Source organism: Brevundimonas sp. (assembly GCF_044336875.1).
In the GTDB taxonomy this organism is placed as follows: domain Bacteria; phylum Pseudomonadota; class Alphaproteobacteria; order Caulobacterales; family Caulobacteraceae; genus Brevundimonas.
Genome location: NZ_JBIIOP010000022.1, coordinates 25,673 through 50,011 on the forward strand (window position 1 = coordinate 25,673; position 24,339 = coordinate 50,011).

The window sequence follows — 24,339 nt, forward strand, 5'->3', positions numbered from 1 at the left end:
CCGCATGGAAGGGAGACGCCGGTCCGTCGCCGCTTCGAGGGGCCGCGCGATCCGTCGCCGGCCCTTTTTCGCATCTGAAAGACGACGGCCGTCCACAAGCGCGTTCCGATTCCATGTTCCCGTTATGTTCCGTTCGTGCTTCAACCGTCCTCGGTCCGTGGCGTGATGGAGGACGAGATGAACGACGGCGTGCTGGCCCATATGATGGCCGAACTGGATGCGGAGCTGGCGCGTGTGGAGCCCGCCCTTCCGCAACATCCCGAACAGACGAGACAGGTCGAGGTGCTGCGCGCCCTGGCCCTGGGCCTGGGCAATTTCGAACGGATGCGGGCCCACGAGGTCCACATGCTTGCGGCGCGGCTGTCGCCCCGCAGGGCCTGAGCGCCGCCTGACCAGAGGGCCGGTGCGACCTGCCCGCTTAGCGGGCGGGCTCAGCCCGCCGTATTCACCCGCGCCACCACCGACATACCCGGCGCCAGACGTTGCGCCGCCTCCTGGCCCGGATCGATGCGGATGCGGACGGGAATGCGCTGGGCGACCTTGGTGAAATTGCCGGTGGCGTTGTCGGGGCGGATGACGCTGAACTCGCTGCCGGCGGCGGGGGCGATGCGTTCGACGCGGCCGCTCAGGCTCTGGCCGCCCAGGGCGTCGACCGTGATCTCGACCGGCTGACCGATGCGGATGTTGCGCATCTGGGTCTCCTTCAGGTTCGCCGTGATCCAGACGACATCGGGCACCAGGCCCATCAACTGGGCGCCGGCGGTGACATACTGGCCCTGCCTCACGCCCACCTCGCCCAGTCGGCCGGGGCGGGGGGCGACGATCCGGGTGTTGGCCAGGTCGATCTGGGCCAGGCGCAGGGCGGCGCGGGCGTTCTCGACGGCGGCGGCCAGACTGTCGCGCCCGACCACGGCCGAGGTGACGCCGGTCTGGGCCACGCCCTCGGCGGCCTGGGCCTGGGCGACCTGGGCCTGGGCGCTGCGCAGGGCGGCGACGGCGATGTCGACATTGGACTGGGACACCCAGCCGCCCGCCTTCAGGGTGCGGGCGCGGTCGGCGTCGGCCTGGGCGCGGGTCAGGGTGGCCTGGGCGGCGGCGATCGAGGCGCGCTGCTGGGCCACGGTCCCGCGCGCCGAGGCCTGGGTCTGGGTCGAGTTGGATAGGGCGACCTCGGCCGAATGCAGATTGGCCTGAGCCTGTTCGACCCGCTGCTGATAGATGCGGTCGTCGACCTGGGCCAGCAACTGGCCCTGCTGGACCGTCTGGAAATCCTGGACCGGAACCTCGGTCACATAGCCGCTGACCTGGGGGCTGATCAGGGTGACCTGGCCGCGGACATAGGCGTTGTCGGTGCGCTGGATATGGCCGGTGAAGGGCGGCAGTTGCCAGGCGTAGAGCACCAGGGCCACCGCCAGCAGGGCGACCGCGCCCGCGACCACGGCCCAGAGGACGCGCTTGCGGGGTTCAGGCGCGGCCGGAGCGGGGGCGGGAGCAGGCTGAGGGGCGGCGGGGGCGGTGGTGTCGGTCATCGGAATGCAGGGGGCTTTCGGGGTCAGTCTATGGCGGCGGCGGCGGCGGCCTGATTTGTGGCGTTTTGGGCGTCGCGGCGGGCCTGGGCGCGGGCTTTGAAACGGGGACGCAGATGGATGGCCGACACCCAGGCGCAGCCCAGGCCGGCGAGGACGGCGATCATCAGGAAGACGTCATTGTAGGCCAGTATATTGGCCTGTTGCGTCACCTGGCGGCTGAGCAGGGCCACGCCCTCGGCCTTGAGCAGGGCGGGGTCGCTGATGACGTGGCTGTAGGCGCCGGACAGTTGGGCCATGCGCTGGGCGACCTGGGGATCCATGCCGGTGATCCCGGCGGCGAGTTCGTTGGAGTGGAATTTCTCGCGCACGATCTGGACCGTGCCGACCAGGGCGCTGCCGGCCAGGCCGCCGACGTTCTGGAGCACGCTGAACATGACGATGAAGCTGATCAGGTTGCGCGGCCCCTGCTGCAGCACCTTGCCGACGCCGATCAGCAGGGCCGGGCCGACGAACATGGCCGAGGCGAAGGCGATCAGGCCCTGGCTGAAATAGAGTTGGGCCGGGCGGGTCAGGATGGTGGCGTGGCTGTCGATGAAGGCGCCGATGGCGATCAGGCCCAGGGCGATGGCGATGGGCTTGTTCAGCTTGGCCAGGTTCAGGGTCAGGGCGCTGACGGCCGTGCCGGCGACCATGGCCAGCAGGATCAGGGCGAACAAGCCGTGCAACTGGTCCGGCCCCAGGCCGACCACGGTCAGGAAGCCCACGGCGCCCGAGGTCTGTTCCGACAGGGTGATCCGGATCAGGAAGACGGCGCCGAACAGACGCAGCACGTCCGGCCCGGTCAGCCACCGGGTGTTGATCAGCGGGTTCTTGCGGTTGTGCTCGATCACCAGGGCGGCGGTCAGCAGGAGGATGGACCCGGCCAGGGCCCAGCCGATCCAGGCGGCCTCGGTCCACCAGACGATCCGCCCCAGGCCGATGGCGGCCGTCAGCAGGGCCACGCCCGGCGCGAACAGGGCGAAGGTCAGAAAGTCCAGCGGCTCGAACAGTTTCAGCCGTTCCGACGGGGGCAGGCGCAGCACCTGGACGGCGGCCCAGGCCAGCAGAGCCATGCCCAGCTCGAAGGTGTAGAAGGCCTTCCAGTCGTTCAACTCCAGCAGGGTCGGCATGACCAGGCGCGAGATCGGCACGGCGAAGCTGGACAGGCCGATGCCGATGACCAGCCCCTTGAGCCGGTGTTTCGCCGGGAAGGCCTGGATCATGTAGAGGAAGCCCAGGCTGGACAGGCCCGTCGCCGCCATGCCGGCCGCGCCGCGCACGACCAGGGTGGACTCATAGTTGTCGACCACCAGGTGGGCGGCGCAGGTGGCCACGAAGGCGCCCAGGCAGATCTGGGTGAACAGGCGCAGGCCGTACTGCTGGCGGAACTTGACCAGGATCAGGTTCATACAGGCGTTGGTCATGACGAAGACCACGGGCAGCCAGGCCGCCTCGGTCAGGGTGATGCCCAGCGAGCCCTGCAGGCTGGTGATATTGGCGGTGACGGCGGCGTTGCCCATCGACCCCACCATGGCCACCAGGAAGCCGGTCAGGGCGTACTGGATGCGCAGCCAGCCGGGGAAGTCGGGCGTGGCGGGCGAGCCCGGCAACTGGGGCAGTTCGTGCGGCTTCAGCGTGGCGACATACTGGTCCCACGGCAGATGCCAGTTGTGGTCGAGACGGCGGGCCATCAGCGGACCTTCACGCCGTCGAGCAGGATGGCGCGGATACGGGCCGAGACGGCGCGACGTTCGTCCTCGTCGGCGCCCTGGAAGCCGGCGCCCAGCACGGTGGCGATCAGACGGATGTCCATCGGCCGCAGATCCTCCCGCACCAGACCGGCGGCCTGGGCCCGCTCCAACGGCGCGGCGCCCGCCTCCATCAAGCGCTGCCGCAGGGGAGTAAGCGCGTCGGGCGAACGGACGTTCCGCACCACCCCGGCAAGGCCGGCGTTGCGGATCATGTGTTCGGCCAGCTCGTCCAGGAACCAGAAGAAGACTTGCGGATCATCCCCCTGTTCGGCGGTGCGTCGGCCCAGTTCGGCGACATCCGCCTCAAGCACGGCCAGGGCCAGTTCGGTGCGGTCGGCGAAATGGCGATACAGGGTGCCGCGCCCGACCCCGGCCTTTTCCGCGATCAGGTCCAGAGGCGCGTCCAGCCCCTGGTCGGCGAAGACCGCGCGCGCGGCCTCCAGCACGGCGGCGCGGTTCTGCAGGGCGTCTTTTCGGATGGGGCGCGACATGATGACGCGCTTAAATGGACAATGGTGTCCGCTTTGCAAGGGGCGACGCAACTCTTTCGCTGATTTCGTGTGGAAATTGGGGGGGAGTTTCCGGGAAGGCGTCGTTCGCGACCGTCTGGTGCGTCATTCACCAACTGCTCGTCATCCTAGGCCTTGTGCCTAGGATGACGGGGCGGGGATCTCAGAGCGCCTTTTCCAACACGACGAATGCAAGCTCGGGGCGAGGCGGCGCAACGGGGAAGGGGCGGGTCTCGCCGGTGGGGGCATAGCCGCGCCGTTCGTACCAGGCGATCAACTCGGCGCGGCGATGGATGACGGTCATCTCCATGCGGCGGGCGGCGAAGCGGGCGACCGCCTCGGCCTCGGCGGCGGCCAGCAGACGTCGGCCCAGACCGGCCGCCTGCAGCGACGGATCGACCGTCAGCATGCCCAGATAGGCCAGATCCTGACCCGCGCGGGCGATCTGGACGCAGCCGATCAGCCGGTCTCCGTGGTGGGCCAGCAGGATGACCCGGTCGGGATCGGCGATCAGGGCCGCCAGTTCGTCGGGACTGGTGCGGTCGTCGAACAGCAGATCCGCCTCGTGCGTCCAGCCGGCCTTGGCCGTCTCGCCGCGATAGGCGCGCTCGATCAGAGGGTGGAGGGCGGCGACATCGTCAGACGTCGCCGCGCGGAAGGTCGGTTGCATCAGCGCGAGACGCCCAGCTCCTCGACCAGATGGTCCATGCCGTAGACGTCGCGCAGGGCCACGGTCACGGCCTGGGTGGTGACGATGACGCTGCGGTTCGCATTGCGGTCGTAGCCGTAGGCGTTGCGCTGGGTCAGGACGGTGGAGTCGAAGTTCGCCCCGATGATCTCGCCCTTCGCATTGACGGCGGGCGAGCCGGACGAGCCGCCGATGGTGTCTGACGAGACGGCCATGTCCATCACGGCGTTCGGGTCGATCCGGTCTTTCGCCGCCAGCAGTTTCGGCGCGACGGCGAAGGGTTCGGCGCCGGTGGCCCGGTCCCACAGGCCGGCGAAGGTGGTGAAGGCGCCGAAGCGCTGTCCCGGCACGTCCGAGCCTTCGACCTGGCCATAGGTCAGACGCAGGGTGCCGGTGGCGTCCGGATAGACGGCGTCGCCATAGGCGGCGAAACGGGCGGCGGCCAGTTGCTCCGAGGCGCGGGCGGTCGGACCGTCGACCTTGTCGCGCCATTCCGCGCGGACGGCGCGGGCGTCGGCGTCGATGGCCAGGACATACTGGATCAGCGGATCGGTCGAGGCCTGGACGGCGGGCAGACCGCCCTCCCACAGGGCGCGGCGCACGGCGGGATCGGCCAGTTTGGTGCCGGCGATCAGGCGGGCGGACAGCTCCTCGGGGCTTTCCTTGCCCAGCAGGACGCGGACGTGCGGGCTGTCGACGGTCAGCCATTCGCGGGTCTTGGACAGCCACCATTCCAGACGGATCTGCTCCAGCGCCGGATAGGTCGGGCGTTCGGCGAACAGGCCGGACTGGACGGCGGGCAGGCGGCTGTCGGCGAACTCGGACAGGCGCTGGTCGGACGGCTTGGTCCGCTCCTGGGCGCCGCGCACGATGGCCCGCGCCCACTGGAACAGGGACGATCCGCCGGCGACCGAGGTGGTGCCCATGCCCGTGCCGCCCTCCAGCAGGGCCGTGACCGGATACAGTTCGCGGGCGGCGGGCTGGATGGCCTCCAGCCTGCCCCACGGATCGGCGCCTTCACCGTTGGAGGCGGCGTAGCGCTGCATGAAGTCCACTTCGGCGGCGGCCTTGGTCGCCATGAAGTTCGGGTCGATCAGGGCGGCCATCCGGCCGCGCCCGCGCTTGTAGGTGTTCTCCAGACCGACGATCGGGTCCATGGCGATAAAGGCCTGTTCCTCGCCCTCTTCGGCAAAGCGGATCAGGCGGCCGCGCAGTTCGGAGGCGATCAGCTGATCCAGAGGCAGGACCACGTCGCGGATGGTGGTCAGCTGATCCATGGTCAGCAGGCGCTGGGTCGAGCCGGGATTGCCGGTGATGAAGACGGCCTCGCCCTCGGTCGGCTTGGCGGGGTTCCAGGTGAAATGGGTCGGGGTCTCGACCGGCTTTCCGTCCTCGTACAGGCGGATGAAGGCCGCATCGATGGCGAACCGGGGGAAGGAGAAGTTGTCCAGATCCCCGCCGAAGGTGGCGGCCCGGTCCTCGGGCGCCCAGGCCAGGCGGACGTCGGAATATTTGCGGAACTTGTAGAGCTTGAACTGGCCGCCCCGGTACAGGCTGACGACCTGGCAGCGGATCTTGGGATCGTTTCCGCAGGCCTCCGTCTCGATCCGGCCGGCCTCGGCCTCGCGCGCCTGGGTGAAGGCCTGGCCTTCAAGCCCTTCGCCGGCCTTGTGCATCCGCTCGGTGACGTCGGAGATTTCGGTCAGGATCTCGGCCGTGGCGCCGGGGCATTTCAGCTCTTCCTCGCGCGATTTCGGGGTGAAGCCGGTCTCGGCGTAGTTGACCTGTGGTGTGGACAGGTTGGCGACGCAGGTGGCGACGCAGTGGTTGTTGGTCATCACCAGCCCCTGGCCGGACACGACCCCGGCCGAACAGCCGCCGAACTTGACCGACGACAGACGCACCCGGTCCAGGAAGGCCTGGTCGATGTTCGTGCCCAGGGTCGCGTTGGCGCGGGCGATGGGGAAGTTGTCGTAGGTCCACATGCCTTCCTCCGCGCTGGCCGAGGAGGCGGCGGCGAAGGCGAGAACGGCGGCGGAGGCGAGGAGGGCGAGGCGCATGGGGCGGTGTCCTTGAAGTCTCCTCCCTGTCCGCGCAGCGGATGGGGAGGTGGCGCGGCGCTTCTTCAGCGCCGTGACGGAGGGGCTCTTGAATACATTACAGACGCCGGTGCGGTGGTGAAGAGCCCCTCCACCGCGGAGCCTGTCCTCGGGCTCGCCGAAGGCGAGACCCGGGGGCGGTCCCCCTCCCCATCACAAGCGATGGGGAGGAGACGCTCTCGTCTTAGCGACGCACGCCCAGTTCGCGCAGCAGGCGCGGCTGGTTGTAGACGGTGCGCAGGGCTTCGGTGATGGCGGCGGTCGAGACCGTCACCGTGCGGTTCAGTTCCGGATCGTAGCCGAAGCTGCCGCCCAGCGAGTGGATGTTGCCGTCGAAGGCGGCGCCGATGACTTCGCCCTTGGCGTTGATCACGGGCGAACCCGAGTTGCCGCCGATGATGTCGTTGGTCGAGACGAAGTCATAGACGGTCGACTTGTTGACCTTGTCCTCGGCCGCCATCCAGTCCTCGGCGGCGTTGAAGGGCTCGGCGCCGGTGTTGCGCTGATACAGGCCGCCGATCTCGGTGAAGGGCGTCACCGTCACGCCGCGATAGGTCCAGCCCTTCACCTGGCCATAGGACAGGCGCAGGCTGAAGGTCGCATCGGGATACAGGTTGGTGCCGTAAACCGCGAACCGGGCCTGGGCGATCTTCTCGCCGGCGCGGCTGGTCGGGCCGGACACGGCGGATTCCCACTGGGTGCGGACGGCCTGGGCCGCGTCGTCATTGGCCAGGACGAACTGGATCAGAGGATCGCCCGAGGCGGCCAGCTGCTCCGGCGTCATGGCCAGGGCCTGGGCGCGGAAGGCCGGGTCGGCCAGACGGGTGCCGTCGATCAGACGTTCGGCGACCTGGGCCGGGCTCTCGGTTCCCAGCAGGGCCTTCACGTTGGCGTTGTCGACGGTCAGATATTCGCGGGTCTTGGACAGCCAGAAGTCGACGAAGATCTTCTCCAGATCGGTCGAGATCGGAACCTCGGTCGCCAGGCGGCGGCCCAGGGAGGCGATGTCGGCGTCAGAGTATCCGGCGCGACGCTCAGTCACCGGCTTGGCCCGTTCCTTCGAGGCGCGGACGATCGAGCGGGCGTAGGAATAGAGTTGCGACCGCTGGCCGGCGGCCGATTCCAGCTGGCGATAGGGCAGGTAGAGGTCGCGCTGGGCGGCCGAGACGCGCTCCAGATCGGCCCACGGATCACCGATACGCTGGGCCAGGGCCGCGTCGGCGGCGACGCGCTGGCGCAACTCCTGTTCTTCCGACCGCTTCGTAGCCATGAAGGCCGGATCGGTCAGGGCGCCCTGCTGGCCGTAGAAGACCTTGAAACTGTTCTCCAGGCCGAACAGTGGGTCGACGGTGACGCGCTTGGCCTCTTCGCCGGTGGTCGCATATTCGACCAGACGGCCGCGCAGTTCCGACGACTGGATCAGGGTCAGGGGCATCTGCTGGTCGCGCAGGGCCTCCAGCTGGGCCACGGTCAGCAGGCGCGAGGTCGAGCCGGGGTTGCCGGCGACGAAGGTGACGTCGCCTTCCTTGGGCGCATTGGCGTTCCAGGTCAGGTGGTTCGGCGTGGCGACCGGCTTGCCGTCCTCGTAGATGCGCAGGAAACCGGCATCCAGGGCGTAGCGGGGGAAGTTGAAATTGTCCGGGTCGCCGCCGAAGAAGGCCGCCTGGAACTCGGGCGCGAAGACCAGGCGCACGTCGTCGTACTTGCGGAACTTGTAGAGCTTGTATTGGCCGCCGCGGTAGAAGCTGATGACCTGGCAGGTCAGCTTCTGGTCGTCGCCGCAGGTCTCCTTCTGGATCTTGTCGATCTCGGCCGCGCGGGCCTGGACAAAGGCGGCGCCCTCAAGCCCTGCGCCGGCGCCGACCACACGGTCGGTCACGTCGATGATGTCGGTCAGGATCTCGGCCGTCTGGCCGGGGCATTTCTTCTCGTCCTCGCGGGTGGCGGGCATCCAGCCGTTCTTGACATAGTCGTTGTCGGCCGAGGACAGGTCCTGGACACAGGAGACGACGCAGTGGTGGTTGGTCAGGATCAGGCCTTCGCCCGAGACCAGAGAGGCCGAGCAGCCCTGCAGGCGGACGGCGGCGTTGCGGACCCGGTCCAGCCAGGCCTGGTCGATGTTGGTGCCGTACTTCTCGTTCACCGTCGCGATGGGGAAGTTGTCGAAGGTCCACATGCCTTCGTCGGCACGGGCCGGGGTCGCGGGGGCGGACAGGACGACCGTCGCGGCGCCGAGGGCGGCCAGCGAGGCGGTGAGACGAAGGGACGGCAGGGACATTCGGGATCTTCTCCGTGCGCGGAACGAGCCTGTCCCGCCTGTTATCTTGTAACTAGCGCCGTTTCACGAGCGCCGCCAAGAGGCAGACGCCGCCTTAGTCCCCTGATTTTCCGGGCGCAACGTCGCGGGTCTTAACAAGCCTTACCCCGATTTAACTTGGCCGTGAGGCGGCTCGCGCTCAGATAGACGCCATACCGGGGGTTTATCGACGACCATGTCGCTTGCGCTATCTACGCTGCTGTTCGAGTGGCGCCGCTATATGGCGGCGGTCATGGCCCTGGCCCTGTCGGGTCTGCTGGTCCTGGCCATGACCGGTGTCTTCATCGGCATCGGCAAGGGGTTCACCGCGACCATCGAACGGTCGGGTGCGGACATCTTCATCCTGCAGCCGGGCGCCAAGAGCCTGATCAACGGGCCGTCGGGCGTGCCGCGCCGTTTCATTCCGCTGGCCTACAACCACCCCGAGGTGACCGAAGTCATGCCGCTGGACGGCGCCGGCGGCACCTTCCAGAACATCAAGAACGTCGACCCGACCAAGAACCAGGCCGACAACGCCCGCCAGGGCGCGCCGCGCCAGAAGTTCGTCCAGACCAGCATCATCGACACCCGTCCGGGTTCGGTGACCATTCCGACCGACTATTCGCAGGAACTGGTCGACGCCCTGCGCCAGCCCTACACCGTGGCGGTGGACGAGACGGCCCTGGGCACCCTGGGCGTCAAACTGGGCGACAAGGCCCTGTACAACGGCCAGACCGTGACCGTCGTCGGGGTGACGCGCGGCTATCCCAACATGATGCAGCCGGGCGTGGTCATGTCGCGCGACACCCTGCGGATGCTGGGGCAGGCCGACACGGGTCCGCGCGTCGGGCCGCTGATGATCAAGCTGCGCGATCCGGCCCGCGCCCCCATCGTCGTCGCCCAGCTGAACGCCATGGGCAATGGTCAGTGGAAGGCCTGGACCAAGTCGCAACTGGCCGAGGCCAACGCCGGCGCCATGTTCGAGGAAGGGATACTGGTCATCATCATCGGCGGCTGCGTCGTGCTGGGGATCATCATCGGCGTGGCCATCACCTGGCAGACCCTGCGCGGCGCCATCATGGCCAATATCAAGGAGTTCGCCTCGCTGCGCGCCCTGGGCGTCGGCATGGGCTCGCTGCGCCGGATCGTGGTCGAACTGAGCTTCTGGGTCGGAGTGGTGGGCGTGTTCGCGGCGATCTTCCTGACCTGGCTGGTGTCGCTGCTGGCCAAGCTGGGGGCGGTGATCATCGCCCTGCCGTTCAGCCTGCTGTTCGTGGTGGGCGTGGGGCTGATCCTGATCGCCATGGTGTCCGGCCTGCTGTCGCTGGGCATCCTCAAGAACAGCCAACCGGCGGATCTGCTGCGATGAACATCCATACGAAGGTTCACGGCAAGCACGGCGACTTCGCCATTGAGGCCAAGGGTCTGGTCAAGCGGTTCAAGTCCGGCAAGGCCTGGGTCGAGGTGCTGAAGGGCGTCGATTTCGATGCGCGGCACGGCGACCTGACCATGGTCATGGGACCGTCGGGCTCGGGCAAGTCGACCCTGATCGCCGCCCTGTCGGGTCTGCTGAAGCCGGAGGAGGGGCGGGTGGACGCCCTGGATGTCGACGATCTGTGGAAATACTCCTCGGGTCGGATCGACAAGTTCCGGCTGGATAATTGCGGCTTCATCTTCCAGGGCTTCAACCTGTTCCCGTCGCTGACGGCGCTGCAGCAGGTCGAGACCGTGCTGAAGTTCCAGGGGCTGACGGCCGGTCAGGCGAAGAAGCGCGCCACCGTCGCCCTGGAAGAGGTCGGCCTGGGCCATCGCCTGCACCAGCGGCCGGCGGCCCTGTCCGGCGGCGAGAAACAGCGGGTCGCCATCGCCCGCGCCCTGGCCAAGGATCCCAAGATCCTGTTCGCCGACGAACCGACCTCGGCCCTGGACGGCGAGAACGGCCAGGTGGTGATCAAACTGTTGCGCCGCGCCGCCACCGAACACGGCGCCGCTGTGATCTGCGTGACCCACGACCCGCGCCTGGAGGCCTGGGCGGACCGGGTCATCCATATCGAGGACGGCAAGATCCTGGACGACCAGCGCCGCATACCCGATCCGAACGCCATCCTGGCGTCCCACTGAACATAACGACGACATCGCTTAGGACGAGACGCCAATGCCCGGCTTTCTGAAGAAAAAACGCACCTGGATCGGCCTGCTGCTGGTGATCGTGCTGGTGGTCGGCTTCATGCTGTTCCAGTCGGCCGCCAAGACCAAGAAGGTCGAGCAGGAAAAGGCGGCGGCGACCAAGGTCGAAAGCCCCTATGCGGCGATCGCCAACGGCAAGGTCGATGTCGAGGGCGGCATCATCCAGATCGCGGCCCGTCGCGGCGGCATCGTGCGCGAGGTTCTGGTGCAGGAAGGCGACCGCGTCGTCGCCGGCCAGATCCTGGCCCGTCAGGAGGACGACGAACCGCGTCTGGCCGTCCAGAGCGCCCAGGCCGCCGTGGCCCAGGCCGAGAGCCAGCTGGCCCAGATCCGCGTCGACATCCGCACCGCCCAGCGTGAGCAGGAACGTCTGCAGCGCCTGGTCGCCACCAACTTCGTCGCCGCCCAGCGGATGGACCAGGCCCAGGACGCCATCGCCACGGCCCAGGCGCGGCTGGGGTCGCAGACCGCCGCCGTCCAGACCGCCCGCGCCCAGCTGGACCAGGCCCGCTATGATCAGGAACTGACCGTCATCCGCGCGCCCAGCGCCGGCCGGATCGTGCGTCGCTACGCCAATCCCGGCGCCGGCGCCTCGACCCTGAATGTCTCGACCATGTTCGATCTGGAGCCCGAGGCCCCGCGCATCGTCCGCGCCGAGGTGGTCGAGAGCGACCTGCCGAATCTGCGTGACGGTCAGGCTGTCGAGATCACGCCGGAAGGCGACACCACCAAGGTCTATATCGGCGCGGTGATGCGTCGGGCGGCCGTGTTCGGCGCCCGCAAACTGGCCTCGGACGATCCCTCGCAACGCACCGACGAGCGGGTGGTGGAAGTCGTGGCCTCGGCCGGCGACGCGCCCCTGCTGATCGGCCAGCGGGTGCTGGTCAAGTTCATGAAACCGGGTGAGACCGCCGGGGCCAAGCGCGCCGTGACGACCGGCGTCGGCCCCAATCAGGCGATGCGCGCCCAGTAAGGCGAAGACGGATCAGCGGCCGGAGAAGTCACCCGGCCGCTTGTCCAGCACGGCGTTGACGCCTTCCAGATGGTCTTCGGTCAGATGGGCCAGGGCCTGCATGGCGGCCGACAGCTCCAGGATCTGTTCGAAGGTCTGGTCACGGCCCTGGCGCATCAGGGTCTTGGCCATGCGCAGGGCCTGGGGCGGTTGGGCTGCGATCTGGCCGGCGGTGATCAGGGCCTCGTCCATCAGCCGGTCGTGCGGCACGACCCGGTTGACCAGACCCCAGCGTTCCGCCGTCTCGGCGTCGATGCTGCGTCCGGTGAACAGCATTTCGGCGGCGCGGGCGTAGCCGACGTCGCGCGGCAGCCGCCAGGCGCCCCCGTCTCCGGGAATGATGCCCAGCTTCAGGAAGGGCACGCCGAAACTGGCGCGCTCCGAGGCGATGCGGATGTCGGCGGTGGCGGCGATGCCGCAGCCCAGCCCCATGGCCGGGCCGTTGACGGCCGAGAGCAGCGGCATCTCCAGATCATAGAGGGAGCGCACGATCCGGTGGACCACGCGGCGATAGCGGTCGCGGATCTGGGCGCCCGATCCCTCGAACAGGTCGCGTCGATCGCGCATGGCGGTCAGGTCGCCCCCGGCTGAGAAGGCCCGACCGGCCCCGGTCAGGACGACGCATTTCACCGTCGGATCATCATTGGCGCGGGCGCAGGCGGCGGCGAATTCGTCGCCGTCGGTCAGGTCCGGCAGGGCGTTGAGCCGCGCCTCGCGGTCCAGCGTCCAGATCAGGATGTCGCCCCGTCTTTCTTCGGCGATCAGCCTCTGTTCGTCGATCAGGCCCATGCGTCTCTCCGTCGTTTCGTCCGTCATCGACCGCAGACGCGACGAGAGGCAAGTCCGGAATTGCAAAAGCCCCGGCTTGAACCGGGGCTTCCGCAGCATCGGACCTGTCGGCCGTCAGCGTTTCTTGATCGTATAGGGTACGAAGTTGGACGGATGGCTGACCGCCCGCCCGGAGTTCGACGGCATATGCCGACTATTGACCAGCATCCCGCCCCACAGGGCAAAGGACATCATGGCGTGTTGGAGGTTACGCTCCTTATCGTTCATCTTGGCGTCTCCTTTCGCAGAACGATGAAAAGAGACGCGTCGTACCTCTGGGGATTCCACCCTCAGTCGTTTCGCGTCAGAGGCCAAGATAATCAATTTTGCGGAAATTGCAAATTTATCCCTCAGGGTCCGGAGTATATTTCGTGATGGCGTCACATTGACCGATCCAGGCGCACCCTCTGGCCGCCCCGCCGGACCGCCCAAGGCGATCGCCACGCCATGCGTCATGGTTTGCGCCGTCGACGGCGACAGCGGTCTGTGTCTGGGCTGCTTCCGCACTCTGAAGGAGATCGCCGGCTGGCGCGCGCTGAGCGACGACGAACGTGCGGCGGTGATGGCCGACCTGCCGTCGCGGCGATCGCGGGTGGACCCGGCCAAGCTGGGCGAGGCTTAAGGTTTCGTCAGCCACGTCGTTTCATCGCATTCCAACCTGCGATGGATATGCAGGATCCATGATCCGCATCGACCTGCAGTCTGTAGCCGTTCTCGCCGTCGCCCTCGTGGCCTCGTTCGCCACCGCCGCGACCATCCGGCATCTCGACGGCTCCGACGCCGCCATGGCCGCGACCGTCCAGGTCGCGCCCGCGCGCGCCTCGGGCTCGGCCGCCCAGGTGGTCAAGGGGCCGGACGGACACTATTGGGCCCAGGCCAAGATCGACGGTCGCGCCGTTCAGGTGCTGGTGGACACCGGCGCCAGCGTCGTGGCCCTGACCCGCGCCGACGCGCGCCGACTGGGCGTCGATCCGGCGCCTGAGGATTTCACCGGCAAGGTCCAGACGGCCTCGGGCGTCGTCCGCGCCGCGCCGGTCGAGCTGAAGACCATCTCGGTCGCCGGCGCCCGCGTCGACAAGGTCGAGGCCCTGGTGGTCGAGGAGGGGCTGGCCTACTCCCTGCTGGGCATGAGCTTCCTGGGTCGGCTGTCGGCCTTCGAGGCCACCCCCGCCGGCCTCACGCTGCGCCCTTAAGAGACCCCTTCGCGCGTCGCGCGGGCGCGTCCAGCGGCGCGAGCGGTCGCCAGAGCCTGGGCCAGACCGGCTTCGTCATAGGGCTTGCGCAACAGGACGACGCCGAGCGCCGGATCGTGCGGCGCCTCGGTATCGCCCGTGGCGAAGACCAGGCCGATGGACGGCGACAGGGTATGCGCCCGTTCGGCCAGGACCGCGCCGGACACGCCCGGCAGGTTCAGGTCGGTCACCAGCACGTCGATCGGCGCGGTCTGCAAGGCCGACAGGGCCTCTTCCGCGCTGCCGGCCTCCAGCACCGAGGCGCCGAGATCCTGAAGCATCTGGGCCGTGGCGGCGCGGATCAGGGCGTCGTCCTCGACCAGCAGAACCATGGGGGTCGGCGACAGTCGATCCCCGGACGACGGGACGGCTGACGGGGTTTCGGTCGTGGCCGTGGCGGCGCGGGCCTGGTTGCGTTGCTGCTGGTTGGCCAGGACGTGGCGGACCTTCCGCGCCAGTTGCTCGCGCGTATAGGGCTTGCCCAGCAGGTCGACCCCGGCGTCCAGACGGCCGCCGTGGACGATGGCGTTCTCGGTATAGCCGGAGGTGAACAGGACGGCGACGTCGGGCAGGCGTTCGCGGGCGCGGCGCGCCATCTCGGGGCTCTTCATCGAGCCGGGCATGACGACGTCGGTGAACAGCAGGTCGATGGCCACGCCGCTCTCGATCACGTTCAGGGCGCTGTCGGGATCGGTGGCGCGCAGGACGCGATAGCCCAGGTCGCCCAGCATCTCGATCACCGTGGCGCGCACCTCGGCGTCGTCCTCGACGACCAGGACGGTCTCGGCGCCGCCCTCGACGGGACCGTTGTCGACCGTCACTTCCAGATCCTCGGCCGCCAGGGCGCGGGGCAGGTAGAGTTTGATCGTCGTGCCGTGGCCGGGCTCGGAATAGATCTTGATGTGGCCGCCCGACTGTTTGACGAAGCCATAGACCATCGACAGGCCCAGGCCCGATCCCTTGCCCTCGGCCTTGGTCGAGAAGAAGGGCTCGAACACCTTCTCGATGATCTCGGGCGACATGCCTGCGCCGGTGTCGGTGACCGCCAGCATGACATATTGGCCGGCTGTCACTTCGTCGTGGATCCGGGCGTAGTCGTCGTCGAGCAGGGCGTTGCCCAGTTCGATGGTCAGGCGCCCCTGGCCGTCCATGGCGTCGCGGGCGTTGATCGCCAGGTTCAGCACGGCGTTCTCGACCTGAGCCGGGTCGATGAAGGTGTTCCACAGACCGCCGCCGACGACGGTCTCGACCTCGACCCCGTCGCCGATGGCCCGACGCAGCATGTCGTCGATGTCGCGCACCAGCCGGGTCAGGTTGACCACCTTGGGCTCCAGCGCCTGGCGGCGGCCGAAGGCCAGCAGATGGGCCGCCAGCTTGGCGCCGCGCGAGACCCCGGCCATGGCGTTGGCGATCTTGGCCTCGGCCCGCTCGTTGCCGACCACGTCGCGCGACAGCAGCTGAAGATTGCCGGACACCACCTGAAGCAGGTTGTTGAAGTCATGGGCGACGCCGCCGGTCAGCTTGCCGATGGTCTCCATCTTCTGGGCCTGGACCAGCGAGGCCTCGGCGCGGCGGCGTTCCTCGATCTCGGCGACGACGCGGGCCTCCAGCGTCTCGTTCAGGTGACGCAGCTGCTCCTCGGCCCGCTCGCGGTGGCGGACCTGACGCTGCAGGTCTTCCTGACGCTGGGCCCGTTCCTCGATGTCGAAGACCAGGACATGGATGCCGTCCACGGCGCCGTCATGGTTCAGACGGGGAATGTAGCGGACCTCCGCCCGGCGGTCCGTCCCGTCCTTGTGCGGCATGAAGCTGTCGACGACCAGGGCTTCGCCGCCCATGGCGCGCCGGATCAGGGGCAGGCGCTGCTCATAGACCCGCTCGCCCACGACGTCGCAGACATGGCGGCCGACCATGGCCTCGGGATCGGCGCCGACCCAGTCGCGATAGAAGCTGTTGGCGAACCGATAGACGTGGTCCTGGTCGATGAAGGCGATCAGGACGGGCAGGGCGTCGGTGATGGTCTTGAATTCGTTAGCGACCCGCAGGGCCTGGCGTTGGGCCGCGACCTTCTCGGTGTTTTCGATGACGGTGCAGAGGACGCCGCCGACCACGCCGTCCGATCCATAGACGGGGGTGTAGAAGAGGTCGAACATCACCTCTTCCGGCGCGCCGGCCCGCCTCAGCGTCATCGGCTGGTCGCGGTAGGACAGGACCTCGCCCCTGAAGCCGGCTTCAAGGATGCGGCTGTTCCAGTCCCAGATCTCGGGCCAGATGCCCGGCACCGTGCCGCCCATGGCCCGCGGGTGATAGGCGCCGGCGATCGCGATATAGGCGTCGTTGTAGATCATGATGTGGTCGGGCCCCCACATCAGCACCTTGGCGACCGGCGAGTTGACCACATTGGACACGGTGGTCCGCAGTTCGGCGGACCAGGCGTCGATCGGCCCCAGGGAGGTCTTCGACCAGTCGAAGGCCCGAACCAGATCACCGCACGCGCCGCCGCCGATAAGGGTCATGAATGCGATTTTCCCCGGAAACCCTGAATGGTCAGGTCGAGTGCGGGGTCGGCGGTCCGGTGTCAAGCGCGGCCTTGGAAACGCCGGTCAGAGGTCCCGCATCTGGCGCATGGCCTCGCGGAAATACTGCCAGCCGGTCCACAGGGTGATGACGGCGGCGAACCAGATCAGGAAGACGGCGAAGGACTCGAACGGCGCCTGCCAGGCCAGGGGGGAACCGTCCGGCTCCTGCAGGCCGAAGGCGCTCCACAGCAGGGTCAGTTGCAGGGCGGCCAGGGCCACCATCTGCACCGTGGTCTTCCACTTGGCGGCCAGGGTGACCGGCAGTTCGATGCGGCCGGCCATGGTCTCGCGCAGGGCCGAGACGGCGAATTCGCGGAACAGGATCAGGCCGCAGGGCAGGGCGATGCCCGGCAGGGAGCCCGAGGCCAGGACGCCCAGGATGGCGCCGGTGATCAGCACCTTGTCGGCGATGGGGTCCAGGATGGCGCCCCAGCGGGTGGTGGCGTTCCAGCGCCGGGCCAGGAAGCCGTCGACCCAGTCGGTCGAGGCGGCGATGACGAAGATCCAGAAGGCCCAGATCCCGAACCGGCCTTGCGTCTCCGGCGACAGCCAGGCGTCCAGCGCCCCCGGCGCCGCACCGGCCATCATGGCGAACATGACCACCCCGGCGAACAGGCGGATGCCGGTCAGGATGTTCGGGATCGGATTGGCGCGGTGCGGATGCGCGGTCATGACAGGGTCTCCAGCAGGGACGCGAGCAGGGGGTGTGGCGTCTCCGCGAACGGATTGGCGACGGTGACGCCTCGATAGACGAAGCCGTCCTGCATGTCTTCGGAAAGCAGGAGGTTGCAGCCGGCTTCGGCGGCGATGGTCAGGATCAGGGCGTCCCAGATCTGCAGGTTGAAAAAGGCGGCGCCTTCCAGGGCTGTCGCCATCGTCTCCGCCGAATGGGCGGTCAGGCCGACGCCTGTGGTCCAGTCCTCGACGATCTTGCGGGCGATCTTGGGGGGATGCCCACCCTTGCGGGTCAGGATGTTGTAGAACTCGCCCGCCACCTGGGTCGGGATGACCACCTCCTGGTGCGCTGTGGCCTTCAGAACCTGCACCGCACGGCGGCGTTTCGGCGCGTCGTCGCCGATTCCGGCGGCGTAGCCCAGGACATTGGTGTCGAGGGCCAGTCTCAAGCGTAGCCGTCTTCGCGGGTGATCCGTCCGGGCGCGCGCGCAGGGAGAGCGGCGAGATCGTCGATCAGGGCGTGAAGACGGGCGACCCGTTGATCCTCGGGCTCGACCGCCGCACTCGCCGGCTCCATCCGCACCAGAGGCTTGCCCCGCGCGGTGACGACATAGGACTCGCCCGCCGCCACCTCGCGGAAGATCCGCGAGAAGTCGCGATTGGCCTCAGTCGCGGTGATGGTGCGTTCCATGCCTAGATAGTAGTGATTTTCACTACTTTTGGCAAATCAAGTCAGGGGTTCGAACCGGGGCTTTTCGGTCAGGGCGGTCAGGACGCCGTCTGCGATGCCGAAATGCAGGCCGGTCAGGGTGAGCTGGCCGGCGGCTTCCTTCTCGGCGATCCAGGGGAAGGTGCGCAGGTTGCGGATCGACAGGCGGACGACCGCTTCCTCGGCGGCGCGTTCGACCTGGTCTGGGGCGGCGGTTTCGCAGACGTGCTGGACCACGGGCACGCCCTGGGCGATCCAGGGGGCGACGAAGTCGGCGACGATGTCCGGCGCGCCCTTGATCATGGCGTTGACCCCGCCGCAGTGGGCGTGGCCCATGACGACGATCCGCTTGACGCCCAGAACCTTGACCCCGAACTCAAGCGCGGCCGAGACGCCGTGAAGCTTGCCGTCCGGCTCGTAGGGCGGGACCAGATTGGCGACGTTGCGGACGACGAACAGCTCGCCCGGCTTGGCGTCGAAGATCAGGGCCGGATCGGCGCGGCTGTCGGAACAGGCGACGATCAGGGTGTGCGGCTTCTGGCCCTTGTCGGCCAGGGTCTCGTATTCCGCTCGGGCCTCGGGCCAGTGTTCGGCGCGGAAGCGGCGGTAGCCGGCGGTCAGTTCGTCGTCGTGGGTGCTCATGGGCGGCGGTGTAGCGTCTTGGGCGGGGTTCGGAAAAGGTGTATACGCGTATATACGAAGGAGGCGGCCATGCCCGTGACCAGTCGGACATTTCGTAGCGGCAACAGCGATGCGGTGCGTCTTCCCAAGGAGGTTTCCTTCGGGCCGGGCGTCGAGGTCGAAATTGAACGCAAGGGCGACGTGCTGACCATGAAGCCGAAGCGTCTGTCCATTCAGGAGATGATCGCCAAGCTCGAGGCTCTGCCCAAGCCGTCGAAGATCGGGAAACGACCGCCGTTTATCGCTCCGATACGCAAGGGGCTGTGATCCGTTGTTGATGCTGGACACCAGCGTCGCGATTCACCTGAGGGATGGTGACGACGGCGTGGTCGAGCAGATCAGTGCGCTGGAGGATGCTCTGGCCTTGTCGATCATCACCCTCGTCGAGCTTGAGGCCGGGCTTGTTCTTGACGGACAAGCCGAGATCCGACGCGCGCGATTGGCTGCCCTGCTCGAAACCGTTGAAGTTCGCCCTTTCGATCAGCGGGACGTGACGGCCTATGGGCGCATACTGGCCACGACCGGCTTCTCGCGACGCAAGGTGCTGGATCGGATGATCGCCGCCCAGGCGCTTGTCGATGGAGCCATGCTCGTGACGATGAACGGCGAAGACTTTCGGGACATTCCCGGCCTGAACCTGCTGGAGTGGTGACCTCTACGCCTTCCTGAAGAAGGCGTGGATGCGTTCGGCCAGGGCCTGGCTGACGCCGTCGACCTGGACCAGGTCGGCGACCGAGGCGCGGCCGACGGCCTTGGCCGAGCCGAAGGCATGGAGCAGGGCCTTCTTGCGGCCGGGGCCGACGCCTTCGATCTCGTCCAGCGGGTTCTTCTTGATGTCCATCGAGCGGCGCTTGGCGTGGGCGCCGTTGGCGAAACGGTGGGCCTCGTCGCGCAGCCGCTGGAGGTAGTAGAGGGCCGGGGACTTCAGCGGCAGCATGAAGGGTGCCTTGCCGGGCATGAAGAACTTCTCCATGCCCGCATCGCGGTCCGGGCCCTTGGCGACGCCGACCACGGCGATGTCGTCCAAACCGCCCAGATCGGCCATGACGGCCAGAACCTCGGCCAACTGCCCCGCGCCGCCGTCGATCAGTAGCAGGTCGGGGCGGACGACATCCTCGCCCTTGGCCTCGCCCTCTTCCTCGTCCTTGACCAGGCGGGCGAAGCGGCGGCGCATCACCTCGCGCATCATGCCGTAGTCGTCGCCGGGCGTCAGGTCTTCGCCCCGGATGTTGAACTTGCGGTACTGGGATTTCTGGAAGCCGTCGGGGCCGGCGACGACCATGCCGCCGACTGCGTTCGTGCCCTGGATATGGGCGTTGTCGTAGATTTCGATCCGCTCGGGGCGGGCCTCAAGACCGAAGGCCTCGCAGACTTCGTCGAGGATCTTGCCCTGGGCCGAGCTCTCGGCCAGGCGGCGGCCCAGGGCCTCGCGGGCGTTGGTCAGGGCGTGGTCGACCAGGGCCAGTTTCTCGCCGCGCTGGGGTTTGGCGATCTCGACCTTGCGGTCGGCCTTCATCGAGAAGGCCTCCTCCAGCAGCTCCAGCTCGTGCGGGCGGACGTTGGACAGGATCAGGCGCGGGATCGGCTTGTCCTCGTAGAACTGGCCCAGGAAGGCGGCCAGGATCTCGGGGTCCGTGTCGGACTTGTCCACGCGGGGGAAATAGGCGCGGCCGCCCCAGTTCTGGCCAGCGCGGTAGAAGAAGACCTGGACGCAGGCCTGGCCGCCGTCGGAGTGCAGGGCGAAGACGTCGCCTTCCGCCACGCTGTCGGCGCTGACCGAGTTCTGCATCGAGATGGCCGACAGGGCGCGGATGCGGTCGCGGACGCGGGCGGCCTGTTCGAAGTCCATCTCGTCGGAGGCGGCCTGCATCTCCTGCGACAGGCGGCCGATGACGGCGCGCGACTTGCCGCGCAGGAATTGTTCGGCCTCGGTGACCAGTTCGCCGTAGTCCTCAAGCGAAATCAGGCCGGTGCAGGGGGCCGAGCAGCGCTTGATCTGGTGCAGCATGCAGGGGCGGGTGCGGGTCTCGTAGACGCTGTCCGAGCAGGAGCGCAGCAGGAAGGCCTTCTGCAGGGTGTTCAGGGTGTGATTGACCGCCCAGGTCGAGGCGAAGGGGCCGAAATACTGGCCCGGCGTGGTGTGGGCGCCGCGATGTTTCCGCACCTGGGGGGCGCGGTGGTCGCTGCGGATCATCAGTTCGGCGAAGGACTTGTCGTCGCGCAGCAGGACGTTGAAGCGGGGCTTCAGCTTCTTGATGAAGTTGGATTCGAGCAGCAGGGCCTCGGTCTCGGAGGCGGTGACGACCAGTTCCATGGACCGGGTCTGGGCCACCATCAGGCCGATGCGCTGGGTGTGGAAACGGCCCTGGGCGTACTGGACGATCCGCTTCTTCAGCGACTTGGCCTTGCCGACGTACAGGCACGACCCGTCCTCGCCGTACATGCGATAGACGCCCGGCTTGTCGGGCGCCCGGCGCGCCTCGTCGGCGATCAGGGCGGCGGCCGTCAGGTTCGAATCGAGCGTCTCCTCGGTCATCGGACTGGATATAGGGGGTCTGGAGGGCGGTCGGAACAGACCTTCCCCCGCTTGTGGGGGAAGCAGCACGTCGTGGCGCGCAGCGACACGGCGTGACGATGGGGGCGTTTCGCGATCCGGCGACACTTCCCCCTCCGACCCTGGTCCGGCTGCGCCGGACGCCGGGCCGCCTCCCCCGCAGGCGGGAGAGGGTCTTGTTCTACGACCGGCGGACCAGAAGGACGCCGGCCAGAACCAGGGTGACGCCGGCGACGCGGCCCAGGTTCAGCGGCTGCTGCGGCACGCCCAGGGCGCCGAAATGATCGAGGATCAGGCTGAGCAGCAGCTGGCCGCCGACCATCAGGGTGATGGTCATGGCCACGCCCAGGCGCGGCACGGCCCAGGCGGCGGCGACCACGAAACAGGCGCCATAGGCTCCGCCCAGCCAGGCGTACCAGGGCAGGGCGCGCGCAGCGGTGAAGTCGGGCCGGGTATGCAGCAGGGCGGCGAGGATCCCCAGAACCGTAGTCCCGACCGCGAAGGAGATGAAGGCGGCGTTGACCGGCGAGCTGACCGCCGTGGCCAGCCGGGCGTTGGTCGGCGCCTGGAGGGCGGTGGCGCCCCCGGCCAGGACGACGACGAGGATGGCGAGCAGGGATGGGTTCATGGCCTTCGGTTAGCACGCGGGCGGCGGCTTGCGGAGATGGACCTTGGCCAAGGGGGCGGTTCAGGCGCTGGAGCGGTGCTGCTGGCGGTCGGCGCGGTTCTGGCGGCGGCGCTTGGCCCGGTTCAGGACGGCGACGACGGCCGGGGGAGGGGCCGCAGGCGCAGATTCGGTCGGGGCGGGGCGCGGTTCGGGCGTCGGGGCGGGCTGGGCCGGGGATTCGGAAAAAACAGGGTGGATTTCGTGTACTTCGTGCACTTCCGTCGTCTCCGCCGAGGTCGCGTCGGGGGCCTCTTCCGTGGCGGGGGCGTCCGCCTCGCCGCGCGCCGACAGGGTGTCGAACAGGCGCAGCCAGCGCAGGGCCTCGGCGGCGCGGCCCTCCAGCAGGGCCAGGGCGACGCGGCGTCTGGCGGTCTCGGCCATCAGGGCGAAGTCGTGGAAGGGGACGGGGCGTTCGGCGTCCGGCGCGACGGGTTCGGGGTCGGCCTGGTCCTCGCGTCGCCAGCCGCCCAGCTTGGCGCGCTTGCGGAAGGCCGAGAGGCTCAGGCCGAAACGGCGGCAGACGGACTCGGCCGCCTCGCCTTCCAGATAGGCGTCGCGGGCCTGGTCCCAGGTGTCGGATGTGCGGACGCGGTAGGCGGGGGCTGGATCGGTCATGGACCGATGTTCGCTCACGGGTGCGTCAGGAACGGACGTAGGTCGGGGTCAGCCCCCGGCGGCGATGAAGCGGGCGGCGCGTTCGCCCTCGGGATCGCCGGCGGCGCCGAAGCCGCGGTTGATTGTCATGTGGCTGTCGTCCGGGGCGGGGACGACCTGGGCGTGGCCGCCGGCGCGGGTCAGGGCCTGGCCGAGGCCCTGGCTCTGGTCGGCGGATTCCTGACGGCGGGCGACGTGGAAGATCAGGAAGGGGGGATAGGTGCGACCCGACTGGACGCGCAGGGTCGGGGACAGGGCGGCGGCCTGGTCGCCGAAGGCCCGGTCGAAGGTCTCGCCCATCCAGGCGCCGAGCCGGTCGCTGGTCTGGGGGACGGTGGCGTCATAGGCGGCGCCGTCCAGCAGGATGACCCCGGCCAGATCCGACGGCTTCAGCCCCACGGCGCCGAGATAGGCGGGATCGACCCCGACCAGGGCCGACAGATGGGCGCCGGCCGAATGGCCCAGCAGGAAGACGGGGCGGCCGGGCAGGCGGCGCTTCAGATCGGCGACGGCGGCGGCGACGTCCAGGGCGGACTCGCGGGCGTTGACGGCGGGGGCCAGGCGGTAGCTGGTCGAGGCCAGGGTCAGGCCGTGGCGGGCGGCGTAGGCGGGCAGTTCGCTGACCATAGACCGCTCGCCACGCGACCAGCCGCCGCCGTGGACAAACAGCAGGATCGGGCCGGATCCCCGGTCGGCGTAGAGATCGTAGGTCTGCAGCGGGTCGGGGCCGAAGCTGTAGCTGTGATCGGGGGCGACGGCGGAGCGGCCCGAGGTTCCCCGGCGTTGCAGGCGGTCGCGAAGTCGGGCTTGCGCGAGGACGGGCAAGGGGAGGGCGGCGGCGGTCAGGCCCAGCAGGGCGGCGCGGCGGGAGACGGGCATGGGGCGTCCTTTCTTACGCCCAGACTAACGCCGCGCAGGCGGGATTCCGGCTCACCAATTTGTATCGGTTTGTACCCCGTCGAAGATCTCGGCCAGACGCGCGCGGCAGCCCCGGTTGGTGTCTTCCGGCAGGGCGGAGGGGGAGAACCAGCCGATCTCGGCGATCTCGCCGTGGCTGGTGCGGTCGCCCAGGTCGCCCGGCGCGACGCCGTCCAGACGGAAGACGACCACATGGTCGCCGGGGAAGAAGCGCTCGTTGGAATGGATCGAGACCAGGACCGGCGCCGTGCGGACAGTCAGGCCGGCTTCTTCCTTCAGTTCGCGCAGGACGGCGGCCTGGGTCGTCTCGCCCCGGTCGACCCCGCCGCCGGGCAGCCACCAGCCGGCGACATAGGTGTGCCGGACCATCAGGACGCGGCCTTCGGCGTCGACGGCGACGGCGCGGACGCCCAGGGTCTTGCCGCGCGTCAGGCGCGACCAGGCGAAAAAGAGAGGGCGGGTGAAGGGTTCGACGTGGATGCGCCAGTTCATGATCCGCCTGCTCCAGAGCGTGACGGGTCGGACGACCGTCTTCATCGGCACGACTAGTGCCGTGTCGGCGAGGCGGGGTCCAGAAGCGGACGTTGGGAATGTCTGGGAAGGGTGGTGGGCTCAACCGGTGACCGCAACACGCTAACTTTTCTTCGGAGATGGAGCGTGGGCGATGAAGCAGCGGCGGCGGATCTATTACTCGGCGGCCCAGCGGGCTGAAATCTGGGATCGCTGGAAGGC

26 protein-coding genes are annotated in these 24,339 nt (G+C 68.4%); 8 read left to right on the plus strand and 18 right to left on the minus strand.

All coding sequences use genetic code 11. The annotated features are described in order from the left end of the window. Positions 1–135: 135 nt before the first annotated feature. Positions 136–381: a hypothetical protein gene (locus ACIQ1T_RS17075; protein WP_395945756.1), complete on the plus strand. Its 246-nt coding sequence runs from the start codon at positions 136–138 to the stop codon at positions 379–381. Between the two features lie 50 nt (positions 382–431). Here the strand turns inward: ACIQ1T_RS17075 and ACIQ1T_RS17080 are convergent, their stop codons facing one another. From ACIQ1T_RS17080 to ACIQ1T_RS17105, 6 genes are all read right to left on the minus strand, one after another. Further along, positions 432–1,529 carry an HlyD family secretion protein gene (locus tag ACIQ1T_RS17080; protein WP_395945757.1) on the minus strand — a complete coding sequence of 366 codons (1,098 nt, stop codon included), beginning with the start codon at positions 1,527–1,529 and terminating at the stop codon, positions 432–434. A gap of 23 nt (positions 1,530–1,552) precedes the next feature. Further along, positions 1,553–3,259 carry an MFS transporter gene (locus ACIQ1T_RS17085; RefSeq protein WP_395945758.1) on the minus strand — a complete coding sequence of 569 codons (1,707 nt, stop codon included), beginning with the start codon at positions 3,257–3,259 and terminating at the stop codon, positions 1,553–1,555. Beyond that, positions 3,259–3,810, minus strand: a complete 552-nt coding sequence (locus tag ACIQ1T_RS17090) for a TetR/AcrR family transcriptional regulator (protein ID WP_395945759.1) — start codon at positions 3,808–3,810, stop codon at positions 3,259–3,261. Before ACIQ1T_RS17090 ends, ACIQ1T_RS17085 begins: the two co-directional genes overlap by 1 nt. A 181-nt stretch (positions 3,811–3,991) precedes the next feature. Beyond that, positions 3,992–4,498 (minus strand): GNAT family N-acetyltransferase, encoded by a 507-nt coding sequence (locus ACIQ1T_RS17095; protein WP_395945760.1) that lies wholly within the window; start codon positions 4,496–4,498, stop codon positions 3,992–3,994. Next, positions 4,498–6,576, minus strand: coding sequence for a S46 family peptidase (locus tag ACIQ1T_RS17100; RefSeq protein ID WP_395945761.1), 2,079 nt, complete (start codon positions 6,574–6,576; stop codon positions 4,498–4,500). The genes ACIQ1T_RS17095 and ACIQ1T_RS17100 overlap by 1 nt, the downstream gene beginning before the upstream one ends. 223 nt (positions 6,577–6,799) lie before the next feature. Then, positions 6,800–8,893 (minus strand): S46 family peptidase, encoded by a 2,094-nt coding sequence (locus ACIQ1T_RS17105; protein WP_395945762.1) that lies wholly within the window; start codon positions 8,891–8,893, stop codon positions 6,800–6,802. A 214-nt stretch (positions 8,894–9,107) separates the two neighbouring features. Between ACIQ1T_RS17105 and ACIQ1T_RS17110 the strand changes: the two genes are divergently transcribed. The 3 genes from ACIQ1T_RS17110 to ACIQ1T_RS17120 are packed head-to-tail and all read left to right on the plus strand — an operon-like array spanning position 9,108 to position 12,071. Continuing rightward, a complete protein-coding gene (locus tag ACIQ1T_RS17110) occupies positions 9,108–10,280 on the plus strand; it encodes an ABC transporter permease (RefSeq protein WP_395945763.1) in 1,173 nt (390 codons plus the stop codon). After that, on the plus strand, positions 10,277–11,032 hold the full coding sequence (locus ACIQ1T_RS17115; RefSeq protein ID WP_395945764.1) for an ABC transporter ATP-binding protein: 756 nt from the start codon (positions 10,277–10,279) through the stop codon (positions 11,030–11,032). The genes ACIQ1T_RS17110 and ACIQ1T_RS17115 overlap by 4 nt, the downstream gene beginning before the upstream one ends. 34 nt (positions 11,033–11,066) lie before the next feature. Continuing rightward, complete coding sequence (locus ACIQ1T_RS17120; protein WP_395945765.1) at positions 11,067–12,071, plus strand: HlyD family secretion protein; 1,005 nt, start codon at positions 11,067–11,069, stop codon at positions 12,069–12,071. Between the two features lie 12 nt (positions 12,072–12,083). Here the strand turns inward: ACIQ1T_RS17120 and ACIQ1T_RS17125 are convergent, their stop codons facing one another. Then, entirely contained in the window at positions 12,084–12,899 is an 816-nt protein-coding gene (locus ACIQ1T_RS17125; RefSeq protein ID WP_395945766.1) for a crotonase/enoyl-CoA hydratase family protein, read from the minus strand. Positions 12,900–13,013: 114 nt separating this feature from the next. After that, positions 13,014–13,166 carry a hypothetical protein gene (locus tag ACIQ1T_RS17130; RefSeq protein ID WP_395945767.1) on the minus strand — a complete coding sequence of 51 codons (153 nt, stop codon included), beginning with the start codon at positions 13,164–13,166 and terminating at the stop codon, positions 13,014–13,016. 226 nt (positions 13,167–13,392) lie between these two features. Between ACIQ1T_RS17130 and ACIQ1T_RS17135 the strand changes: the two genes are divergently transcribed. After that, a complete protein-coding gene (locus ACIQ1T_RS17135) occupies positions 13,393–13,560 on the plus strand; it encodes a DUF1289 domain-containing protein (protein ID WP_395945768.1) in 168 nt (55 codons plus the stop codon). Positions 13,561–13,618: 58 nt separating this feature from the next. Continuing rightward, positions 13,619–14,131: a TIGR02281 family clan AA aspartic protease gene (locus ACIQ1T_RS17140; RefSeq protein ID WP_395945769.1), complete on the plus strand. Its 513-nt coding sequence runs from the start codon at positions 13,619–13,621 to the stop codon at positions 14,129–14,131. On the opposite strand, the gene ACIQ1T_RS17145 is transcribed toward ACIQ1T_RS17140, so the two are convergent. The 5 genes from ACIQ1T_RS17145 to ACIQ1T_RS17165 form a co-directional block, all read right to left on the minus strand. Further along, on the minus strand, positions 14,128–16,686 hold the full coding sequence (locus ACIQ1T_RS17145) for a response regulator (protein WP_395945770.1): 2,559 nt from the start codon (positions 16,684–16,686) through the stop codon (positions 14,128–14,130). The two genes, ACIQ1T_RS17140 and ACIQ1T_RS17145, sit on opposite strands and share 4 nt — an antisense overlap. Positions 16,687–16,773: 87 nt before the next feature. Then, a complete protein-coding gene (gene pgsA / locus ACIQ1T_RS17150) occupies positions 16,774–17,421 on the minus strand; it encodes a CDP-diacylglycerol--glycerol-3-phosphate 3-phosphatidyltransferase (protein ID WP_395945771.1) in 648 nt (215 codons plus the stop codon). Further along, positions 17,418–17,873 (minus strand): PIN domain-containing protein, encoded by a 456-nt coding sequence (locus tag ACIQ1T_RS17155; RefSeq protein ID WP_395945772.1) that lies wholly within the window; start codon positions 17,871–17,873, stop codon positions 17,418–17,420. Before ACIQ1T_RS17155 ends, pgsA begins: the two co-directional genes overlap by 4 nt. Further along, positions 17,870–18,115: a type II toxin-antitoxin system Phd/YefM family antitoxin gene (locus tag ACIQ1T_RS17160; RefSeq protein ID WP_395945773.1), complete on the minus strand. Its 246-nt coding sequence runs from the start codon at positions 18,113–18,115 to the stop codon at positions 17,870–17,872. Before ACIQ1T_RS17160 ends, ACIQ1T_RS17155 begins: the two co-directional genes overlap by 4 nt. Before the next feature lie 36 nt (positions 18,116–18,151). Next, positions 18,152–18,775 carry a carbonic anhydrase gene (locus tag ACIQ1T_RS17165; RefSeq protein WP_395945774.1) on the minus strand — a complete coding sequence of 208 codons (624 nt, stop codon included), beginning with the start codon at positions 18,773–18,775 and terminating at the stop codon, positions 18,152–18,154. Positions 18,776–18,844: 69 nt separating this feature from the next. Here ACIQ1T_RS17165 and ACIQ1T_RS17170 point away from each other — a divergent pair, with 69 nt between their 5' ends. Continuing rightward, the gene (locus ACIQ1T_RS17170; RefSeq protein WP_395945775.1) at positions 18,845–19,081 is read left to right on the plus strand and encodes an antitoxin; all 237 of its coding nucleotides are present in this window, start codon (positions 18,845–18,847) and stop codon (positions 19,079–19,081) included. 10 nt (positions 19,082–19,091) lie between these two features. Further along, positions 19,092–19,466: a PIN domain-containing protein gene (locus ACIQ1T_RS17175; RefSeq protein WP_395945776.1), complete on the plus strand. Its 375-nt coding sequence runs from the start codon at positions 19,092–19,094 to the stop codon at positions 19,464–19,466. A 3-nt stretch (positions 19,467–19,469) separates the two neighbouring features. On the opposite strand, the gene uvrC is transcribed toward ACIQ1T_RS17175, so the two are convergent. From uvrC to ACIQ1T_RS17200, 5 genes are all read right to left on the minus strand, one after another. Further along, positions 19,470–21,350 carry an excinuclease ABC subunit UvrC gene (gene uvrC / locus ACIQ1T_RS17180; RefSeq protein ID WP_395945777.1) on the minus strand — a complete coding sequence of 627 codons (1,881 nt, stop codon included), beginning with the start codon at positions 21,348–21,350 and terminating at the stop codon, positions 19,470–19,472. 199 nt (positions 21,351–21,549) lie between these two features. Continuing rightward, complete coding sequence (locus ACIQ1T_RS17185; RefSeq protein ID WP_395945778.1) at positions 21,550–21,996, minus strand: DMT family transporter; 447 nt, start codon at positions 21,994–21,996, stop codon at positions 21,550–21,552. A 60-nt stretch (positions 21,997–22,056) separates the two neighbouring features. Continuing rightward, complete coding sequence (locus tag ACIQ1T_RS17190; RefSeq protein ID WP_395945779.1) at positions 22,057–22,650, minus strand: hypothetical protein; 594 nt, start codon at positions 22,648–22,650, stop codon at positions 22,057–22,059. A 48-nt stretch (positions 22,651–22,698) separates the two neighbouring features. After that, positions 22,699–23,568 (minus strand): alpha/beta hydrolase, encoded by an 870-nt coding sequence (locus tag ACIQ1T_RS17195; RefSeq protein ID WP_395945780.1) that lies wholly within the window; start codon positions 23,566–23,568, stop codon positions 22,699–22,701. Positions 23,569–23,619: 51 nt separating this feature from the next. After that, positions 23,620–24,099, minus strand: coding sequence for an NUDIX domain-containing protein (locus tag ACIQ1T_RS17200; RefSeq protein WP_395945781.1), 480 nt, complete (start codon positions 24,097–24,099; stop codon positions 23,620–23,622). Positions 24,100–24,339 lie beyond the last annotated feature (240 nt).

What these genes read in the sequence shown, in the direction of transcription:
- ACIQ1T_RS17080 (WP_395945757.1), bottom strand. Translation starts at nt 1,529, where the DNA reads ATGACCGACACCACCGCCCCCGCCGCCCCTCAGCCTGCTCCCGCCCCC.
- ACIQ1T_RS17085 (WP_395945758.1), bottom strand. Translation starts at nt 3,259, where the DNA reads ATGGCCCGCCGTCTCGACCACAACTGGCATCTGCCGTGGGACCAGTAT.
- ACIQ1T_RS17090 (WP_395945759.1), bottom strand. Translation starts at nt 3,810, where the DNA reads ATGTCGCGCCCCATCCGAAAAGACGCCCTGCAGAACCGCGCCGCCGTG.
- ACIQ1T_RS17095 (WP_395945760.1), bottom strand. Translation starts at nt 4,498, where the DNA reads ATGCAACCGACCTTCCGCGCGGCGACGTCTGACGATGTCGCCGCCCTC.
- ACIQ1T_RS17100 (WP_395945761.1), bottom strand. Translation starts at nt 6,576, where the DNA reads ATGCGCCTCGCCCTCCTCGCCTCCGCCGCCGTTCTCGCCTTCGCCGCC.
- ACIQ1T_RS17105 (WP_395945762.1), bottom strand. Translation starts at nt 8,893, where the DNA reads ATGTCCCTGCCGTCCCTTCGTCTCACCGCCTCGCTGGCCGCCCTCGGC.
- ACIQ1T_RS17110 (WP_395945763.1), top strand. Translation starts at nt 9,108, where the DNA reads ATGTCGCTTGCGCTATCTACGCTGCTGTTCGAGTGGCGCCGCTATATG.
- ACIQ1T_RS17115 (WP_395945764.1), top strand. Translation starts at nt 10,277, where the DNA reads ATGAACATCCATACGAAGGTTCACGGCAAGCACGGCGACTTCGCCATT.
- ACIQ1T_RS17120 (WP_395945765.1), top strand. Translation starts at nt 11,067, where the DNA reads ATGCCCGGCTTTCTGAAGAAAAAACGCACCTGGATCGGCCTGCTGCTG.
- ACIQ1T_RS17125 (WP_395945766.1), bottom strand. Translation starts at nt 12,899, where the DNA reads ATGGGCCTGATCGACGAACAGAGGCTGATCGCCGAAGAAAGACGGGGC.
- ACIQ1T_RS17130 (WP_395945767.1), bottom strand. Translation starts at nt 13,166, where the DNA reads ATGAACGATAAGGAGCGTAACCTCCAACACGCCATGATGTCCTTTGCC.
- ACIQ1T_RS17135 (WP_395945768.1), top strand. Translation starts at nt 13,393, where the DNA reads ATGGTTTGCGCCGTCGACGGCGACAGCGGTCTGTGTCTGGGCTGCTTC.
- ACIQ1T_RS17140 (WP_395945769.1), top strand. Translation starts at nt 13,619, where the DNA reads ATGATCCGCATCGACCTGCAGTCTGTAGCCGTTCTCGCCGTCGCCCTC.
- ACIQ1T_RS17145 (WP_395945770.1), bottom strand. Translation starts at nt 16,686, where the DNA reads ATGACCCTTATCGGCGGCGGCGCGTGCGGTGATCTGGTTCGGGCCTTC.
- pgsA (WP_395945771.1), bottom strand. Translation starts at nt 17,421, where the DNA reads ATGACCGCGCATCCGCACCGCGCCAATCCGATCCCGAACATCCTGACC.
- ACIQ1T_RS17160 (WP_395945773.1), bottom strand. Translation starts at nt 18,115, where the DNA reads ATGGAACGCACCATCACCGCGACTGAGGCCAATCGCGACTTCTCGCGG.
- ACIQ1T_RS17165 (WP_395945774.1), bottom strand. Translation starts at nt 18,775, where the DNA reads ATGAGCACCCACGACGACGAACTGACCGCCGGCTACCGCCGCTTCCGC.
- ACIQ1T_RS17170 (WP_395945775.1), top strand. Translation starts at nt 18,845, where the DNA reads ATGCCCGTGACCAGTCGGACATTTCGTAGCGGCAACAGCGATGCGGTG.
- ACIQ1T_RS17175 (WP_395945776.1), top strand. Translation starts at nt 19,092, where the DNA reads ATGCTGGACACCAGCGTCGCGATTCACCTGAGGGATGGTGACGACGGC.
- uvrC (WP_395945777.1), bottom strand. Translation starts at nt 21,350, where the DNA reads ATGACCGAGGAGACGCTCGATTCGAACCTGACGGCCGCCGCCCTGATC.
- ACIQ1T_RS17185 (WP_395945778.1), bottom strand. Translation starts at nt 21,996, where the DNA reads ATGAACCCATCCCTGCTCGCCATCCTCGTCGTCGTCCTGGCCGGGGGC.
- ACIQ1T_RS17190 (WP_395945779.1), bottom strand. Translation starts at nt 22,650, where the DNA reads ATGACCGATCCAGCCCCCGCCTACCGCGTCCGCACATCCGACACCTGG.
- ACIQ1T_RS17195 (WP_395945780.1), bottom strand. Translation starts at nt 23,568, where the DNA reads ATGCCCGTCTCCCGCCGCGCCGCCCTGCTGGGCCTGACCGCCGCCGCC.
- ACIQ1T_RS17200 (WP_395945781.1), bottom strand. Translation starts at nt 24,099, where the DNA reads ATGAACTGGCGCATCCACGTCGAACCCTTCACCCGCCCTCTCTTTTTC.